Raw genomic sequence first — 17,531 nt, 5'->3', positions numbered from 1 at the left:
CTAAAAATACTTAGGTTTGAGATAAAACTTGTGTAATTTCAGCTTAAACATTACTATTGCTATGTTCTCGTTGTTCGCTGCCATACCAACGTTCAGCAAGCCTATTGAGTTGATGAAGGATTTCAATGAGTTCCTGTCCGCGTTCTGTAAGACCGTAAGTGACTTGAGGTGGGATAGTTGGTTCATACTGGCGATAAATAATTTCTGCTGCCTCAAGCATCCTCAGTCTTTCTGTCAGCATTTTGGTTGATATGCCTTCTACTTGGCGCTTCAATGCACCAAAACGAGTAGGCCCGCGATTACACAACACCCATAGTATGTACATTGTCCAGGGGCCCGATAATAAGGACATCAAAATACTGATTGGGCAAGCATCAGGATTTGTAGAAGCAGACATCGATAAGTTAGCCAAAATTATCCAATAGTTACTATAAAGTAACTACTTTACTTTAGTAACTAGTTACTTTTAGTATCTGATGTAATGCTTTGAAATAAAGATTTAAAAAAAGTAAAAGCAGAAATCCTAGTTAATCAGGAGATATTTGTGGTAAGCATTCTACATATTGATTCCAGCCCCCGTGGTGAACGATCGCACTCCAGAGAACTATCTAAGGAATTCGTCAGTGCTTGGAAAGCAGCGCATCCTGAAGATGCGATCGCCTATCGAGATTTAGGGCATTACCCAGTTCCTCACGTTGATGAAGCTTGGATTGCGGCGGCATTTTCACCACCAGAAACCCATACTCCAGAATTAACTGAGGCACTTAAGATTTCTGACGAACTGGTTAATGAGTTTTTGGCAGCCGATCGCTACGTCTTTGGAGTGCCAATGTATAACTTTAATATACCTTCCACTTTTAAGGCTTACATCGACCAAATCGTTCGCATTAACCGGACTGTTGCTTTAGATGCTCAAGGTTTTAAAGGGTTAGTCGAGGGTAAAAAGGCAGTTATCATTACCGCTCGTGGCGGCGACTTTAGCCCGACATCTCCTTTCGTTGCTTATGATTTCCAAGAACCCTACCTGCGGACGATTTTCGGCTTTATTGGGATTACAGACATTCAATTTATTAACGCTAATAGCCTGAATGAAGGTGATGCCCGTACCCAATCGTTATCAGAAGCAAGGGCAGCAATTCAAGATGCGATCGCCCAGTGGTAATGTGATGCGGGGCATTGGGAATTGGGGATTGGGGATTGGGCATTGGGCATTGGGCACAAGAGGCAGAGGTGCAAAGGGGCAGAGGAGAAAAACTTACTGCAACTTTCTCCCCTGCTCCCCCGCTCCCGTGTCCCCTTGTCTCCTCTGCCCCCTGCCCCCCTGCCTCCCCTTCACGGTGACAATCGCTCAATCTTCCAAGTGCCATTATCTAAACGGCTATAGAGCAAGCGATCGTGCAGACGGCTAGGGCGTCCTTGCCAAAACTCAATTTCTGTAGGGATAACTCGTAAGCCTCCCCAATGAGACGGTCGAAAAATCTCTTGATTTTCATATTTGCTTTGGAATTCCTGCAAGCGTCGCTCTAAGACTTCTCGACTTTCTATGACCTCGCTTTGATTAGATACCCATGCACCCAGGCGACTGTTAGCTGGGCGACTGTGAAAATATTGGTCAGACTCAGTTTCGGAAACTTTCTCCACATACCCCGAAATTCGGACTTGACGTTCCAGTTCTGCCCACCAAAAGACTAAAGCCGCTTGGGGGTTTTCTGCTAATTCTTGTCCTTTGTGACTGTTGTAGTTAGTAAAGAAGGTAAAGCCCCGTTCATCAAAATCCTTAAGTAGTACCATTCTGGCTGAAGGCTTACCGTCTGGTGTGGCTGTGGCAATGGTCATGGCATTAGGTTCAGGGAGTTGTGCTGCTAGAGCCTGATCGAACCATTTTTTAAATTGGATAAAAGGATTGAGTTCTACTTCGAGTTCGCTCAAGCCTTCCAAGGTGTAGTCTTTGCGAAGACCAGCTACAGTTTTGTCCATTGTGATTTGTTTCCTTGCTATCAGATACGCTTATATATATCTTTGTTAAAAATATCTATGATGATAATCAGTGCCATCAAGAATTTTACAAATTTTCTCAAGGAATATTTAAAATAGGTTGCGTCAGATGCGCCGTTCAGCCTCCCTTCAACGCTTGTTAATTTATGGTCTGAGCGGTCCGATTATCGCTCTTAATATCTGGTTGCTGTCTGTGCTTTTTCGCTATTTCCAGCATCCCATTACTGTCTTGAGTATTGCGGCGATTCTGGCTTTTCTGCTCAATTACCCGGTTAAGTTCTTTGAACGTGCTCAGATCACCCGCACTCAGGCGGTGATCGTAGTTTTACTGGCAACATTAACCCTGCTTGGGATTTTGGGCGTTACCCTAGTACCGTTGATCGTCGATCAAACAATCCAACTGTTAAATAAGATCCCTGATTGGTTAACCGCCAGTCAAGCAAACCTAGAGCAGTTTGAGATGTTGGCAAAGCAACGACGTTTGCCAATCGATCTGAGGGTTGTGAGTAGTCAAATCAATGCCAACATTCAAAATGTAGTGCAACAGCTAGCTTCTGGTGCAGTAGGATTTGCTGGAACACTACTTTCTGGATTAGTTGACTTAGTGTTAGTCATTGTGCTTGCATTTTATATGCTTTTATATGGCGATCGCGTCTGGTATGGTCTGATCAATCTTTTACCCTCTAACATTGGAGATCCCCTCACCACATCCTTGCGCTTAAACTTTCAGAACTTCTTCCTCGGCCAGCTGTTACTAGGATTGTTCATGGTGCTAACCTTGACACCAATTTTCTTAGTCATAAAGGTGCCTTTTGCCCTGTTGTTTGCCATTTTAATCGGTATTTCAGAACTCATTCCCTTTATTGGGGCGTCTCTCGGTATTGGTCTGGTGACAATTTTAGTACTACTGCAAAATTGGTGGTTAGCAGTTCAAGTTGCGATCGCGGCAATTCTCATGCAGCAGCTTAAAGATAACTTGTTAGCTCCCAGGATACTCGGTAATTTTATCGGACTCAATCCCATTTGGATTTTTGTAGCTATTTTGATGGGATTTGAGATTGCTGGCTTGTTAGGGACAATTGTTGCTGTTCCAATTGCTGGTACTATTAAGGGCACTTTCGATGCTATTAAAAGCGGCAAGCCGAGTGATTTTGTCTCAACTGTCACTATTGCCCATGATTCGCCTCCTGATTAAGGGGGCAGGGGGGCAGGGGGGACAAGGGGACAAGGGGACAAGGGGGAATTATTGAACAAGTCTTTTTCTTATCTCCCCCCTCTTCCTTGTCTACCTTGTCTCTTCTCAATGCCCCATGCCCAATGCCCCATGCCCAATGCCGAATGCCCAAGGTCAAAAGTTGCACAATCTAATCTCACAATTCACAATGGTGATCGATTACAAATTTTAGAGGATATTGCCAGCAGGCAATTTCTGAAAAAAGAAGCGCAAGCGAATGTATAGAGTATACGCTTTGCCAATAGTCAATTAATTTAGTCTTGAATTTACATTCTTTTGATTCTCATTAATTAACTTAGAACCTGTTGATGGAAGCTTCCGAGCTGTTAGAAACAATCACATTTTTGATTTACCAAGCCGAGCAGGGGGAAATTGATCCTTGGGATGTCCAAGTGATCGAGGTGATTGACCGCTATTTAGAACTGATGGCACCGGGGGCAATAACAAGAGGCTATGAAGCGGACTTGTCTCAATCTGGACAGGCATTTTTATCAGCATCAATGCTGGTATTATTCAAGGCAAATACCTTGATGCAATTGTCAACAGTAGGAGATGCGCAAGATGGTGTAGAAGATGATGCCTTACTGGAAGGTGAGGACGGTGTATTACATCAGGGTCATCGTCTACCCTTAGAACGGCAATTGCGTCGTCGTCCAGCGGCAATGCCACCACCAAAGCGTCGGGTAACTCTGCAAGAGTTAATCGAGCAATTGCAGATTATGGCTAACCAACTAAAACTGGTAGAAAAAGTCAGCAAACCTATCCGTCCCAGGCGTCAACCTAGCGTTCAAAGTATGCGAGAGGCGCTGGAGTTAGCTCACCAAGAAAATCTGACAGAAGTCGCTAAGGAACTGGAGCAGGTGTTGAATTTGTCTGCAAAAGAGCTAAGTTTAGAACAAACTTGGTTGAATTTAGAACAACTTGTAGAGTTGTGGACTAAGACAAAGCTTCTTAACCAAAATGGGTCTGGACACGAGTCTAAACACAGTAACCTAGTTAGCGTTTTCTGGGCACTACTATTACTCTCGGCTCAATCGAAGGTAGAGCTATTTCAAGAGGATTTTTATCATGAAATTAAAATTCGCTTAATTAGAGATTCAGCTAATATCGGCAAACCTTTTGAGAACCCGATGAACTAAGAAAGTCAAAAGTGGAGGCAGGAGGCAGGAGGCAGAGATAGAAACTGTTTATATGTGATGCGTAAGTCCTGCATTTTGTACCTCATCTACTCGTAAACTGCTGTATTGTTGCTTTTTGGTGAAAAGTGACGCTCTTGTGTTGCTAACAGAGCGCCGGAACCGACGATCCGACTTTTCGCTTTGTCACGGATAACAGCGCCCTATATTTATGCATGAAGAGACAAAACAATTTAAATCAAAAGTGCGGGCATCAAGATTTAAGACTTCCTGGTTAGAGAAATAGGAATTTATTTATGGGTTTTCCTCCTGCCTCCAGCATAGCTGCTTCCTTTGTCATAGATTTTTGATTCAGCCGCAAAATCCGAGTAAATTGAAAAGATAAGCGATCGCTTGTCATCTAAGTATATCAATGGTTGTAATAACCACTAAATTCCTGTTATCCCTATTCTGGGGGATGACTTAGAGCAGAAATAAAAACTGATGATAAAGTATCACTCGATGAAAGTAAACTGGCTTGTGGTTGAGGAATAAATTTTTATGAAAGCGATGATTCTCGCGGCTGGCAAGGGTACTCGCGTGCGTCCGATTACGTACACTATGCCCAAGCCGATGATGCCCATCCTGCAAAAGCCAGTGATGGAGTTTTTACTAGAACTGTTACGCCATCATGGATTTGACCAGATTCTAGTCAATGTTAGTCATTTGGCTGAGGAAATAGAAAACTATTTCCGTGATGGTCAGCGGTTTGGAGTGCAAATTGCCTATTCCTTTGAAGGGAAAATTGATGACGACGGTAAATTGGTGGGCGAAGCGATAGGTTCAGCTGGAGGGATGCGACGCATCCAAGATTTCTCACCCTTTTTTGATGATACCTTTGTAGTTTTATGTGGTGATGCTTTAATTGACTTGGATTTAACTGCGGCGGTTAAATGGCATAGAGCTAAAGGGTCGATCGCTACCATTATCACTAAATCTGTCCCCAAAGAAGAAGTTTCTAGCTATGGTGTGGTTGTGACTGACGAAGAAGGTCGTGTCAAAGCTTTCCAAGAAAAACCTTCAACTGAAGAAGCCCTCAGCACCAACATCAACACAGGTATTTACATTTTTGAGCCAGAGGTTTTTAACTATATTCCCTCTGATGTTGAATATGACATTGGTAGCCAATTGTTTCCCAAATTGGTAGAAATCAAAGCCCCCTTTTACGCCATTCCTATGGACTTTGAATGGGTAGATATTGGTAAAGTTCCAGACTATTGGCGGGCGATTCGTGGTGTGCTGCTGGGTGAAATCAAAAATGTACAAATTCCTGGTCATGAAGTCGCCCCTGGTATTTACACTGGCTTAAATGTCGCCGTAAATTGGGACAAAGTGGATATCACAGGCCCAGTTTACATTGGTGGGATGACAAGAATCGAAGACGGAGCTAAAATTGTCGGCCCAGCCATGATTGGCCCCAATTGTTGGATATGTAGTGGCGCAACAGTGGAAAACAGCGTCATTTTTGAATGGTCGCGCCTGGGCCCTGGAGTCCGGTTAGTCGATAAGCTGGTATTTGGACGTTATTGCGTAGATAAAACTGGCGCTGCGATCGATGTTCAAGCTGCTGCTTTAGACTGGCTGATTACCGATGCCCGTCAGACACCGCCATCACATACCCCTGTTGAGCGACAAGCGATAGAGGAATTGTTGGGGACAAATACAAATTAAAGTTAGTAGTTAGGAGTTAAGAGTTAGGAGTTAGGAGTTAGGAGTTAGGAGTTAGGAGTTTGGAGTTTGGAGTTTGGAGTTTGGAGTTATTATTTCATATTTCCCTCTTCACTTCTAACTTTTAACTTTATTCCTAACTCTTCACTTCTAACTTTTAACTTTATTCCTAACTCTTCACTCCTAACTCCTAACTATTTAAGTACGTATATCTTCTAAGACTCTGCTCGTAGGTTTGCAGTAGTCGTTGAGATTCTGCTAGGGTGATGCGCTTTTCTTCTAATGCTTTCTCGCAACGCTGGCGAATGTTTTCTACCATATCTTCGGAGTCATACTGGACGTAGCTTACTACTTCGCTCATCGTGTCACCTTTGACAACGTGTTCAATTTGGTAGCCTTTGGGCGTTAATTGGATGTGAACGGCGTTGGTATCGCCAAACAGGTTGTGCAAATTGCCCATGATTTCCTGGTAAGCTCCATTCAAGAACATTCCCAAATAATAGGGTTCTCCGGGCTTGTAGGTGTGCAATTCTAAAACCGACTTGACATCGCGCAGGTCAATAAAGCGGTCGATTTTACCATCACTGTCGCAGGTGAGGTCTGCTAAAATTCCCCGCCGTGTTGGTTCTTCATCTAAGCGGTGGATTGGCATGATCGGGAATAGTTGGTCGATCGCCCAGCAATCTGGTGCCGATTGGAACACTGACATATTCACGTAGTAGATGGAAGCCATGATTTTCTCTAGGTCTTCTAGTTCATCGGGTACGTATTCTTCCTGTCTAGTGATGGTAAGAATTTTTTGACAACAAGCCCAGTAGAGACGTTCGGCTTTAGCTCGTTCTCTGAGGCGTAAAATTCCTAAGTTGAAGCGGCTGATGGCTTCTTCTTTGAATTGTGTAGCGTCGTGGTAGAACTCCTGATAATTCTCTTTGTTAATGGATTGGTAAGTTTCCCAAAGATAATTAATAATCGGGGATTCTCCCTCTTGTGGAGGTTCTGGGTTGTCGAGAGGGACATCACTAGTACTAAGAACATCAAAAATCAGCACCGACTGATGGGAAGCGATCGCTCGTCCACTTTCACTAATCAGTGTTGGTACGGGAATCTGCCGCTCTGCACAGGTATCTTTTAACTCTGCCACGATGTCATTGGCATAGTTCTGCATGTTGTAATTTTTCGATGCATAGAAGTTGGTTTGAGAGCCATCATAATCTACGCCCAAGCCGCCACCAACATCCAAATATTTCATATCCGCCCCCAGCATTGCCAATTCCACATAAATGCGGCTGGCTTCTTGGATAGCATCTTTAATTACATTAATGGCAGAGATTTGTGAGCCGATATGGAAGTGCATCAACTGCAAAGAATCGAGCAGGTTAGCTTCGCGTAACTTGTCAACAGCCTCGATGACTTCAGGCATTGTCAAACCAAATTTAGCGCGATCGCCACTAGAGGTTCCCCAACGTCCCATACCTTGGGTACTGAGTTTAGCACGAACACCTAATATCGGCTTAATACCTAACTGGCGATTGGCATCAATTACCAAATCAACTTCTTCAATCTGTTCTAAGACGATGATTGGTGTTTGCCCTAGTCTTTGGGCTAACATTGCCGTTTCGATGTATTCTCGGTCTTTGTAGCCGTTGCAAACTAACAATGCTCCTGGTGTATCCAACACAGCTAGAGCAATCATTAATTCTGGCTTGGAACCTGCTTCTAAACCAAATTGATGGGGCTTGCCAAATTTCACTAAATCCTCAATCAAATGCCGTTCTTGATTGCATTTGACAGGAAATACACCACGATAAACACCAGGGTAATTGTAACGAGCGATCGCTTTGGCAAAACAAGCATTCAACCGCTCAATCCGGTCTTCCAAAATATCGGAAAAGCGAATCAACATGGGAAGTCCCAAGTTGCGCTGTTTCATGGAGTTGACCAATTCAAACAAGTCAAGAGATCCCCCGCGATCGCCCTTGGGTGACACGGTAACGTGACCAGCAGCGCTAATGGAAAAATAAGGTTGTCCCCATCCTTCAATGCGGTACAAAGCTTCGCTATCCTCAATTTTCCAGGAGCGAGGTAAATCTCCTGTGGTAGTAGGACTCGGTGGTAACAGTTTTTTTTGTTTATGATTTTTCACTTCAGATTTTTGTCCATTGGACGGTACTTGTACCACCTCGTCAGATGTAGCAGTTGACTCAACACCCATTTCTTCCTAACCTCTGTTTTTCACCCATGAGTTAACAATTTAGCGCATTCATTTAGGAACGTATATGCACCCAAGGATAATTTCTGAGATAAACTCTGATTGGTCAAGAGTCGTATGTCATTAGTCATTAGTCATTAGTCATTGGTCATTGGTCATTAGTGCAAAACCCTTGTACTCAAGACAGAGGACGACAAAGGACGAAGGACAAAGGACGAAGGACAAAGGACAGTTGACTAGATAAAAACTTTATTAAGCTTTGGGAGATAGCAATGGAGCGCACATTTTTAGCAATTAAGCCTGATGGCGTCCAGCGGGGACTAGTGGGGGAAATTATCCGTCGCTTTGAAACTAAAGGTTTTACCCTAGTTGGTTTAAAGTTACTAAAAGTCAGTCGGGAATTGGCTGAACAACACTATGATGTTCACCGAGAACGTCCCTTTTTTGCTGGTCTAGTCGAATTTATCACTTCTAGCCCAGTGGTAGCAATGGTATGGGAAGGTGATGGTGTCGTTGCATCTGCTAGAAAGATTATTGGTGCGACGAACCCTTTAACAGCAGAGCCGGGAACGATTCGGGGCGATTTTGGTCTGAATATTGGTCGCAACTTAATCCACGGTTCTGATGCTCAAGAAACCGCGCAACGGGAAATAGCCCTATGGTTTAAGGATGAAGAATTAGTCAGCTGGCAACCACACTTAACGCCTTGGTTGCACGAGTAAGACAGTAGGGAATGGGGCATGGGGCATGGGGCATTGAAAACAGGCAGAGGCGATGGGGGGCAGAGGGGAAAAACTTACTGTAACTTCTCCTCTGCTCCCCTGCTCCCCTGCTCACCTGCTCACCTGCTCCCCTTGTCCCCTTGTCCCCTCTTTTTACTTAGAGACTTCGCTCTTTTCCGGTTCTACTTGGGGCAGTTCAGTGTCAACACGCTTGGAAAATCCCCAGCCTAAAATTAGGAAGATAGCAGCAATCATGATCCATTCTGGTGGAACTAAACTATCGTTCACCACTTTCAACAACAGGCGCAAGCCTACCAAGGCGACAGTTACATAGCCTGCGTCTTCTAGGTTTTCATATTCGTCTAGCCAACGGATAAACAATCCCGCCATGAATCGCAGCGTAATAATACCAATTGTTGCACCCGTTAGCACTAGCCATTTTTCTTGAGAAACTGCGATCGCAGTTGTCACGCTATCCAAAGAAAATGCCAAATCTGTAAATGCAATCACGGGTATGGCTTGCAACAATGAATTAAAACGCGGCCCGTGATGGCGGTCGTCGTTGGCTTCTTGTGAGGTAAAGTGTTGGAATACCAACCACAGCAGATAAGCAGCGCCCAATAATTCAAATTGCCAGAATTGTTGTACCCAAGTAGCAGTGAGAATCAGGGTGATTCGCAGCACATAAGCAACGACTAAACCAAAGTTGAGTCCTTTACGCTCAAGTTCTTCGTCTTCCAGCCCCCTAGCGATCGCAGCCAGAGCGATGGCATTGTCAGCAGATAACAGCGCCTCTAAAAGCACCAGGATCAGCAGAACTATAGGGGCTTCAATGGTGAAATGAAAGTCGAGGTAATCAAAAATTCGGTCTAGCATTCCGGGTTTCTCAAGCAGAAAAAAATTAAAATTTGACAAGAACAGAGATTTGCATATTAAAAGCGCAATAAATTGCCACTCTAATTCAGCTTAACGTGGTTGGGGTGCATTTTGAAGAGGGTTGAATGTGTGCGATCGCCCTATGAGTGGGGTAATTTGCGTATAAGTCAATACACCCAAAGTTTTAACATCTAGTTTAGTGCGATCGCAATGGACATCTGAAAAACCTCTCTCTAAATCTCTCTCCTTTTAGGAGAGAGACTTTGAATTTTCCCCCTTCCGGTGTTGGGAAGGGGGTTAGGGGGTTAGGTTTTCGTGGACTTTTCTAGATAACGTGAAAAGTCAGGCGCTATTTTCTGATTAAAATCACTGCTTTTTGGGTTTAGCAATGTACTAAACTTCTACGACAGAGTGAAGTTCAAATAGGGTGCATTGTCGCAAGGGCGCAACGCACCATCTTGATATGTCCTATTGCATTAAAATCTGACGGATTAAAATACTCATTACCTCGCCTGGGTTGGCGGTTGGTAGTAGCGGACTCCAATCGCCGATGCTGGCGTAGCCAATCACTTGCAGATAGTGAATTGTGCTAGTAACTGCTTTTGGAGAACCTATTAATAGATGTTTAATCGGTTCTCTTTTCGATAATTGATTTTCAGAAGATTGATTCAGGATGAGTGTATTTAAGTTTTCGCCATCTAAGTACTGTTGTAATTCTGATTCGGCGAACTTCTGATTTTTTACAAACTTTTGTACTTGTGTCATCATTGTAATTGTCTCCCAGAATGGGGGTTTACAGAAAGGCGATCGCAGATTCTTGGCAGAGGGCGATCGCCTTTCTTATTTGTATATTAAAGTATAACTTTATACTTGTAAAGCCCTAAAACAAAAATAAATTAACAGTTAAAAGTATTTATTTGTAGCTATAATTATTTTTTTGCTGTCGTTATTTGGCATCTATAACTAACTTATAAAAACAAAAATATCGTCATAATTTATGAATATTTTTTTATGAATAAAACACTTCTACAACGCATTACTTACAGGAGATTTCAACTTTGTGACGTACAGAAATACCCCACCCGCGCGATCGCGCACCCTCCCCTTACCAAGGCTACGGTGTAGAGACAAGTCTTTCTGACCCCCTCTAACTCCCCTTTATAAAGGGGGAGAACCGGACATTTCCCCCCAATGCATCGGGGGGATTAAAACAATTCGCAATTCGCAATTAAGTTTTGTAACGAGGATTTAGACCCCACCACAAAACTTGCGGCTTGTTAGAAGCCGGGGACTTCAACCCGCCGAAGTTTGTTAAGGGGGGTAAATCGGGATTTGTGCTTGATTACCAACATGTGTGTACACCGTAGAGGGGGGATTAAGGGGGGTGTCGTTCATCGAATTCGAGGTGTCGTTCATCGAATTCGGGGTGTCGTTTATTGAATTCGGGGAGTCATTTATCGAATTCGGGAAGTCGTTTATTGAATTCGGGGAGTCGTTTATTGAATTCGGGTTGTCGTTTATTATTTTTGTTCAATTTTAATTTGAGTCGGATAAAACCGAAACACAAAAAGACTTTTCACCCAGTCCCCAGCGATGCACTGAGCTTGTCGCAGTGTACCCAGTTCCTTGCTATAATCAGGACTTTCGCTTCACTCAAATAACCCTAAAAGCTTTTCCCACCAGGAATTGTTAGCATTATTCTTAACTTTACGGCTAGCACTCTTTTGAGCTTGAAGATTTTCTAGATTTTCCCGAACAGTAACCGTATTGGGATGATTTACCCCAAGCACCTGCTGACAAATTTTTAAGGCTTGCAGATACAGGAGTTCGGCTTGGTCGTAGCGTCCTTGAAAATTGTAGAGATTTGCCAGGTTGTTCAGGCTGGTGGCAACATCGGGATGTGCTTCTCCCAGCAGGCGTTTTCTCAGTTCTAAAGCTTGCAGAAACAGGGGTTCGGCTTGGTTGTAGCGTCCTTGAGAATTGTAGAGATTTGCCAGGTTGTTCAGGCTGGCGGCAACATCGGGATGTGTTTCTCCCAGCAAGCGTTTTCTCAGTTCTAAAGCTTGCAGAAACAGGGGTTCGGCTTGGTCGTGGCGTCCTTGAGAATCGTAGAGTTTTGCCAGGTTGTTCAGGCTGGTGGCAACATTGGGATGTGCTTCTCCCAGCAGGCGTTTATAAAGTTCTAAAGCTTGCAGATACAGGGGTTCGGCTTGGTCATAGCGCCCTTGAGATTTGTAGAGATTTGCCATGTTGTTCAGGCTGGTGGCAACATCGGGATGTGCATCTCCCAGCAGGCGTTTACTCAGTTCTAAAGCTTGCAGAAACAGGGGTTCGGCTTGGTCGTAGCGTCCTTGAAAATTGTAGAGTAATGCCAGGTTGTTCAGGCTGGCGGCAACATTGGGATGTGTTTCTCCCAAACGGGTTTGAACTGTTGATAATCCTTGCTGATACCAAGGTGCTGCAAGGGTATACAAACCCTGTCCTTTATAGAATTTGCCCAAGCCAGTGAAAACCGATGTTAAATTTTCATCCTGCACAACATCAATCAAATTTTGTGCCACCTTGGTTAAATGAGGAATTGCCAGTTGCACTGACTTGATATCCTCAAGGGTAGGAGATTGAGGTATTTTCTGAGCAATTTCTACTAATGCTGCGGCAAAGGCTTTTTTGAGGTCATCAGCTGTGTTTGACCTTACCAGTTTCCCTTGCAAAAACTTTCTAGTTAAAGGATGAATTTTATAGCAACTTTCTCCTTCTACTACGCTTTGAATTAAATGGCGCTGATAAAGTTGCTTTCTCGCCTCGTCAACATCTGCCTTTGCCCAATTTAACTGCTGACTGACAGATTCAACTATTTGCCAAGGAATTATATCTGGGGCAAATAAACTCAATAATTCACCGACACACTGTGTCATATAATCGAGTTGTTGCCAGCTTAATTCAAATACGGCTTCCAATTGAGATTTTTGCTGGGCTGGTAATCGCTGTAAAATCTCTGCCAAAGACAAATTTGGATCTTCTGCCAAATACGCACCCACTAATTGCAAACCTAAAGGCAGATATCCCAGCCATTTACATAAATTTGCTGCCGTTTGTGGTTCCCGTTGCACTCGCCTATCATTCTCGCCCAACAAAGCTGTCAACAAATTCAAAGCATCCTTTGGTAAGAGTTCATCCAAAGTTATCTGTTGAACTGTTGAACCGAGATTTCGCAACCGAGTTGTCGTCAATATACAGAAGCGGTTATCTGTTGGCAGGACTTGGCGACAATTATTCCAGTTAGTCTCATCGTCAACATTGTCCAATACTACCAAGACTAGTCCTGTTTGTGGTTGCCAATTATGCCAGCACCATTTTGCTTGTTCCTGGGAAGTCAATAAGGTTTGCGGTACTTCCAGTTTCATGTAAAACCGGGCAAACTCCACAATCTCTGCTGCTAAATCTGGTTTTCTGGCATCTAACCAGCAAAGCCCACCAGGATAATTGACTTTGTAGCGCTGTGCGTATTGTGTCGTCAGTTCAGTTTTACCCATTCCTCCCATCCCAGCCACAGCCAAAATTGCCGCGTTGTCATTTTGCAGCAACTTTTTATGTAGTTCTACAAGTTTCTCATCCCGCCCGACAAAGTTGGCGACACCCCGATAAGGAATATTATTTGGAGGAGATGAGTGTAACTGCCCAGTAGGGGAATTGTAGATACGAATATCGCCTTGATAAACTGTTCCACCCTCAACCTGAGTTTGCCAGCCCTTGGCATTGTCTTGGTTGCTTTGGTTCATGATGGCTCAATTCAAGAATTGGGGCGTGCATGATGAATGTTAATATCGCCTTGATAAACTGTTCCACCCTCAACCTTAGTTTGCCATCCCCTGGCATTATCTTGATTGATTTGGGTCATAGTGCTTTTGTCTACTATCTTACCAGCCTCTATTTCACGAGCCAGTGTTTCTACTTCTTTCGCAAACTCCGGTTCTTTATGTAAAACTATCTGCAAGTAAGCAGCAACCCTGTCTAAATCGGGTTTCGAGCCTTTTTCAGCAGCAACGAGGGCTGTTTCTGCTTTTAAATTTCCCCGTAACTTACCCCAAATCTTTTTTCGCAGCTCATCCATTTTACCAAGGGCTGCTTCAGTGAATTTCTCGATAGTTTTCTCAAATGCTTTGGTAAAAGCGAGAGTTGCGATCGCACTAGCTGTAATTGGTTCCAAATTATCCTACCTTATCTGGCGACATCTTCACTGATGGATACAATAACAGATGTTTAGATTCCAGATAGATAGAGGCTAATCCAGTTTCTCTGGTGAAAGTTGAAGGTAGGCTGTCAGGGAAAACTTTCAACATTAGTTACAATTGTTTCAACATTGATAAGCAACATTTGAATGTTCGTAATAAATGCTTAAATGTTAGTCACAATTGTTTCAACATTGATAAGCAATATTTGAGTGTTTACCACAAATGCTTAAACGTTTTTTATCAATGTTTGAATGTTAGTCACAATTGCTTGAACATTGATAAGAAACATTTGAATGTTTATCACAAATGCTTCGATATTTATAATTATGAGCCGCCCCAGCCTTTGCTTATCCTACCTCGTTTCTACGTAAGATTTTTATCCCAAATCTACGTTGAGGATTTAAATAGGACAGATGTAAATAGCATCTGGAAGCAATTTACTACAATTTAATTCCAAATTTCACAAAATCTCTGCCAACTTTACCAGCAGACTATTTGCTAAATCTGTATCAATACTATTTTCTTCACCAGCTAACAAGTTTATCACAGCAGATAGCCTGTCATCTACTTCAGAAATTCTCCAAGATTCATCTAAGTTTACGGCAAAATCAAACAGCGATCGCTCTCCTAAATGCTCTCTTACTTTCACAGCTACACTATCATTACTTACCAGAAATTCTTTGATAGTATCTAATTGAAAATTACCTAATATTTCATCATGTCCCCACGTTTCTAGCCAGTCTCCCTCCACATCTTCAACGTAAATATTCACAAAATCAACCCCATAAGTTAGCCAGTTTTGCTGCATTTGTCGCGCCGTCGCTAAAGCCTCAGCAAATGTATCTACTTGATTGTTGCAGTGAGTTTCTCTTTTATTAGGCATAAAAGCTGTAATTAGCACGTAAGTATATAGGCTAGACACAAATCTGAAATATGAAATTCCTGAAAAATCACGAAAATTTTAAATATTTGCCACCAGAAAGGTAATCACTGTTATACAGGGCCACGTTGACTAACTGGTTGACAAAATTAGCATCTTTGGGATTGTAACTTAAGAACAGCCCCCTCTCGATTTCCCACGATCGCAGTGTATTTTGCCAAGCTTCATACTTTTGGTGATTAAGTTCTTCACTAACACTGGTAACTTGAATGCACAGTGGTTGATTGTTACGACTAACAATTAAATCTGTTGCCATTGAAAGGTCGGCTATATAACGCTGCCAAAAACTACCTTCTCGCTGAACAATATCTTGGGCTATCGATCTAATGATATCATCATCAACCTGATTAAACTCGCCTGCCATTAATTTTTGTTTCCAAATATAAAACTTGGAGTCACTTGCATTGAACCATCTGGGAAATAAATAACCATACCAATATCTCTCAATCGGCGTCATCAGCTCGAACTTTGCTTTTTGTTCCTCTTCTGAAGGTAAGGATTTAATCATCAGCCAAATCGTGGAATCTGTAATCACCTCTAGCAGAAAGGCAATTACAAAGGGTTTTGCAGTCAGAGAACCTGGCTTGATGTCTTTTACCCAACGATTGATTTCTTCTAATCTTCTCGCTAGATTATGATCTATCGAGGAGGCTTGCTCGATAAGGGACTTTAACCGATCCTTAATTTCTGTTGCTTGCAAACGATGCCCTACTTTCAGAAGATTACACTTTTTTACACATTGATAACTAGATCTTAACTTGAAAATGTATTTAATTAATTTCCTCGTGTCATCATAATATTCTCTAGGTCGATGCCCTGTATACGTAAAGCCTCCCGCAGTCGAGCAATTTCTTGCTCTGCTTGTTTAGCGCGTTCTTCTGCCTCTTCGGCACGTAAACGTTCTTGTTCAAAATAACTTAGTTTTCTGAAATACCGTCAGTAATCGATTTTACAGTAGCAGGTTCAGACATTAGCGATCGCTCGTAAACCCGATAAATCTCCTATGTACCGAGTATAGGCATGAGCAACCAGTGCAATGAGAAACAAAATCCCTGGTTTTATAAAAATAAGTTGTCGGGAATCTTTAGATTTTATCTTAATTTCATTGGATTATTAGATCGTTAAAATTAGAAATATGTTAAGTAAGATTTATGCAACTGCTATTTTTAAGGAATGGCTTTTTAGCGTTAACTTTTGTTGCGATCGCTTCAACTGGTGGGTTAATTACAGGCTGTAACAATACTGCTTCCCAGAACCAAAGCCAAGCGCCAAAGGAAACCACCAGCAATGCTAATGACAAGCAGATGATGAATCACGGTGGTGGCATGACGAATCACAGTATGGGAATGGATTTAGGCCCAGCCGATGCTAATTTTGATTTACGATTTATCGACGCTATGATACCGCACCATCAAGGGGCTGTGGAAATGGCGAATGTTGCGCAACAGAAATCAAAACGTCCTGAAATCAAAAAGCTAGCAGACAATATCATCAAATCGCAAAACCAAGAAATCACTCAGATGAAGCAGTGGCGACAAACTTGGTATCCCAAAGCGGGAGATAAACCAATGGCTTACAACAGTCAAATGGGCCACATGATGGAAATGTCATCTGACCAAATGAAAACTATGATGATGAGTCAAGATTTAGGTGCAGCTGATGCGGAATTCGATCTGCGCTTTATCAATGCGATGATTCCTCACCATGAAGGGGCTGTAACAATGGTGCAAGATGCCTTAAGTAAGTCGAAACGCCCTGAAATCAAGAAATTAGCCCAAGAAATTGTTAAAGCCCAAGATATAGAAATTAAACAAATGCAACAGTGGCGAAAAGCTTGGTACAACAAGTAATATTATGTATTCTGTTCGATAAAATTTTCTCACCAAATTTTACTCATATTCAAAATAAACCCAGGCAATACCAACTCGCCGCTTACACTAGCAGGATTATCTAAACATTCTTCTGGCAATCCAGGACGATAAATATAAACTTTACGCTGCTTACGGTCAATTAACCAGCCTAACTGTATTCCTGGCTCATTCATATATTCCTCCATTTTTTCCTTTAAAGTCTGGAGGTTGTCGCTAGGAGATTTGAGTTCGACTACAAAATCTGGACAAATGGGAGCAAACTTTCGCTGCTGTTCTGGAGACAGAGCATTCCAGCGTTCTAGTTTAATCCAGGAAGCATCTGGAGAGCGTTCTGCACCTGTTGATAGCTTAAACCCAGTACTAGAGCTAAAAGTTATACCTGTGCCATCTTGTTCTGACCAAACCCACAATTGCCCAAATATGTTACCTTCTCGATTTCCTGTCTCTGAACCAGTAGGAGGCATAATTACCAATTCTCCAAATTTATTGCGCTCAATGCGTAAGTCACGATTCACCTGACAGAATTCAAAAAATTGTTCGTCTGTCATTTGCATTGATGACGGAATTTGCAAAACCAAAGGAGATGAGAACATAAGGATTTCCTCCAGC

16 protein-coding genes are annotated in these 17,531 nt (G+C 42.6%); 6 read left to right on the top strand and 10 right to left on the bottom strand.

Annotated features, from left to right (window positions below):
* Positions 1-43 precede the first annotated feature (43 nt).
* Positions 44-397: a helix-turn-helix domain-containing protein gene (locus RMY64_RS04910; RefSeq protein WP_322699457.1), complete on the bottom strand. Its 354-nt coding sequence runs from the start codon at positions 395-397 to the stop codon at positions 44-46.
* Between the two features lie 147 nt (positions 398-544).
* On the opposite strand from RMY64_RS04910, the gene RMY64_RS04905 reads away from it, so the two are divergent.
* Positions 545-1,162, top strand: coding sequence for an FMN-dependent NADH-azoreductase (locus RMY64_RS04905; RefSeq protein WP_322699456.1), 618 nt, complete (start codon positions 545-547; stop codon positions 1,160-1,162).
* Between the two features lie 170 nt (positions 1,163-1,332).
* Here the strand turns inward: RMY64_RS04905 and pdxH are convergent, their stop codons facing one another.
* Complete coding sequence (gene pdxH, locus RMY64_RS04900) at positions 1,333-1,977, bottom strand: pyridoxamine 5'-phosphate oxidase (protein WP_322670763.1); 645 nt, start codon at positions 1,975-1,977, stop codon at positions 1,333-1,335.
* Between the two features lie 127 nt (positions 1,978-2,104).
* On the opposite strand from pdxH, the gene RMY64_RS04895 reads away from it, so the two are divergent.
* From RMY64_RS04895 to RMY64_RS04885, 3 genes are all read left to right on the top strand, one after another.
* On the top strand, positions 2,105-3,190 hold the full coding sequence (locus tag RMY64_RS04895) for an AI-2E family transporter (protein ID WP_322683372.1): 1,086 nt from the start codon (positions 2,105-2,107) through the stop codon (positions 3,188-3,190).
* Positions 3,191-3,537: 347 nt separating this feature from the next.
* Positions 3,538-4,368 (top strand): ScpA family protein, encoded by an 831-nt coding sequence (locus RMY64_RS04890; protein ID WP_322670765.1) that lies wholly within the window; start codon positions 3,538-3,540, stop codon positions 4,366-4,368.
* Positions 4,369-4,905: 537 nt separating this feature from the next.
* Positions 4,906-6,075 (top strand): NDP-sugar synthase, encoded by a 1,170-nt coding sequence (locus RMY64_RS04885; RefSeq protein WP_322670766.1) that lies wholly within the window; start codon positions 4,906-4,908, stop codon positions 6,073-6,075.
* Positions 6,076-6,262: 187 nt separating this feature from the next.
* Here the strand turns inward: RMY64_RS04885 and speA are convergent, their stop codons facing one another.
* A complete protein-coding gene (speA, locus tag RMY64_RS04880) occupies positions 6,263-8,284 on the bottom strand; it encodes a biosynthetic arginine decarboxylase (protein ID WP_322670767.1) in 2,022 nt (673 codons plus the stop codon).
* 269 nt (positions 8,285-8,553) lie between these two features.
* Between speA and ndk the strand changes: the two genes are divergently transcribed.
* Positions 8,554-9,003 carry a nucleoside-diphosphate kinase gene (gene ndk / locus RMY64_RS04875; RefSeq protein WP_322670768.1) on the top strand — a complete coding sequence of 150 codons (450 nt, stop codon included), beginning with the start codon at positions 8,554-8,556 and terminating at the stop codon, positions 9,001-9,003.
* A gap of 153 nt (positions 9,004-9,156) precedes the next feature.
* Here ndk and RMY64_RS04870 read toward each other — a convergent pair whose 3' ends face one another.
* From RMY64_RS04870 to RMY64_RS04845, 6 genes are all read right to left on the bottom strand, one after another.
* A complete protein-coding gene (locus RMY64_RS04870) occupies positions 9,157-9,879 on the bottom strand; it encodes a TerC family protein (protein WP_322670769.1) in 723 nt (240 codons plus the stop codon).
* A 468-nt stretch (positions 9,880-10,347) separates the two neighbouring features.
* A complete protein-coding gene (locus RMY64_RS04865) occupies positions 10,348-10,647 on the bottom strand; it encodes a hypothetical protein (protein WP_322699455.1) in 300 nt (99 codons plus the stop codon).
* Positions 10,648-11,528: 881 nt separating this feature from the next.
* Positions 11,529-13,658 carry a tetratricopeptide repeat protein gene (locus RMY64_RS04860; protein ID WP_322699454.1) on the bottom strand — a complete coding sequence of 710 codons (2,130 nt, stop codon included), beginning with the start codon at positions 13,656-13,658 and terminating at the stop codon, positions 11,529-11,531.
* A gap of 11 nt (positions 13,659-13,669) precedes the next feature.
* Entirely contained in the window at positions 13,670-14,086 is a 417-nt protein-coding gene (locus RMY64_RS04855; protein ID WP_322699453.1) for a hypothetical protein, read from the bottom strand.
* A gap of 485 nt (positions 14,087-14,571) precedes the next feature.
* Positions 14,572-14,994: a hypothetical protein gene (locus tag RMY64_RS04850; protein WP_322683377.1), complete on the bottom strand. Its 423-nt coding sequence runs from the start codon at positions 14,992-14,994 to the stop codon at positions 14,572-14,574.
* Positions 14,995-15,061: 67 nt separating this feature from the next.
* Positions 15,062-15,751 (bottom strand): hypothetical protein, encoded by a 690-nt coding sequence (locus tag RMY64_RS04845; RefSeq protein ID WP_322683378.1) that lies wholly within the window; start codon positions 15,749-15,751, stop codon positions 15,062-15,064.
* 451 nt (positions 15,752-16,202) lie between these two features.
* Here RMY64_RS04845 and RMY64_RS04840 point away from each other — a divergent pair, with 451 nt between their 5' ends.
* Positions 16,203-16,901, top strand: a complete 699-nt coding sequence (locus RMY64_RS04840) for a DUF305 domain-containing protein (protein ID WP_322699452.1) — start codon at positions 16,203-16,205, stop codon at positions 16,899-16,901.
* Positions 16,902-16,930: 29 nt separating this feature from the next.
* On the opposite strand, the gene RMY64_RS04835 is transcribed toward RMY64_RS04840, so the two are convergent.
* Entirely contained in the window at positions 16,931-17,515 is a 585-nt protein-coding gene (locus RMY64_RS04835; RefSeq protein WP_322687867.1) for a Uma2 family endonuclease, read from the bottom strand.
* Positions 17,516-17,531 lie beyond the last annotated feature (16 nt).

This window comes from Nostoc sp. DedQUE08 (assembly GCF_034530895.1).
Taxonomy (GTDB): Bacteria; Cyanobacteriota; Cyanobacteriia; order Cyanobacteriales; family Nostocaceae; genus Nostoc.
This window is presented reverse-complemented; position numbering and strand designations above follow the sequence as displayed.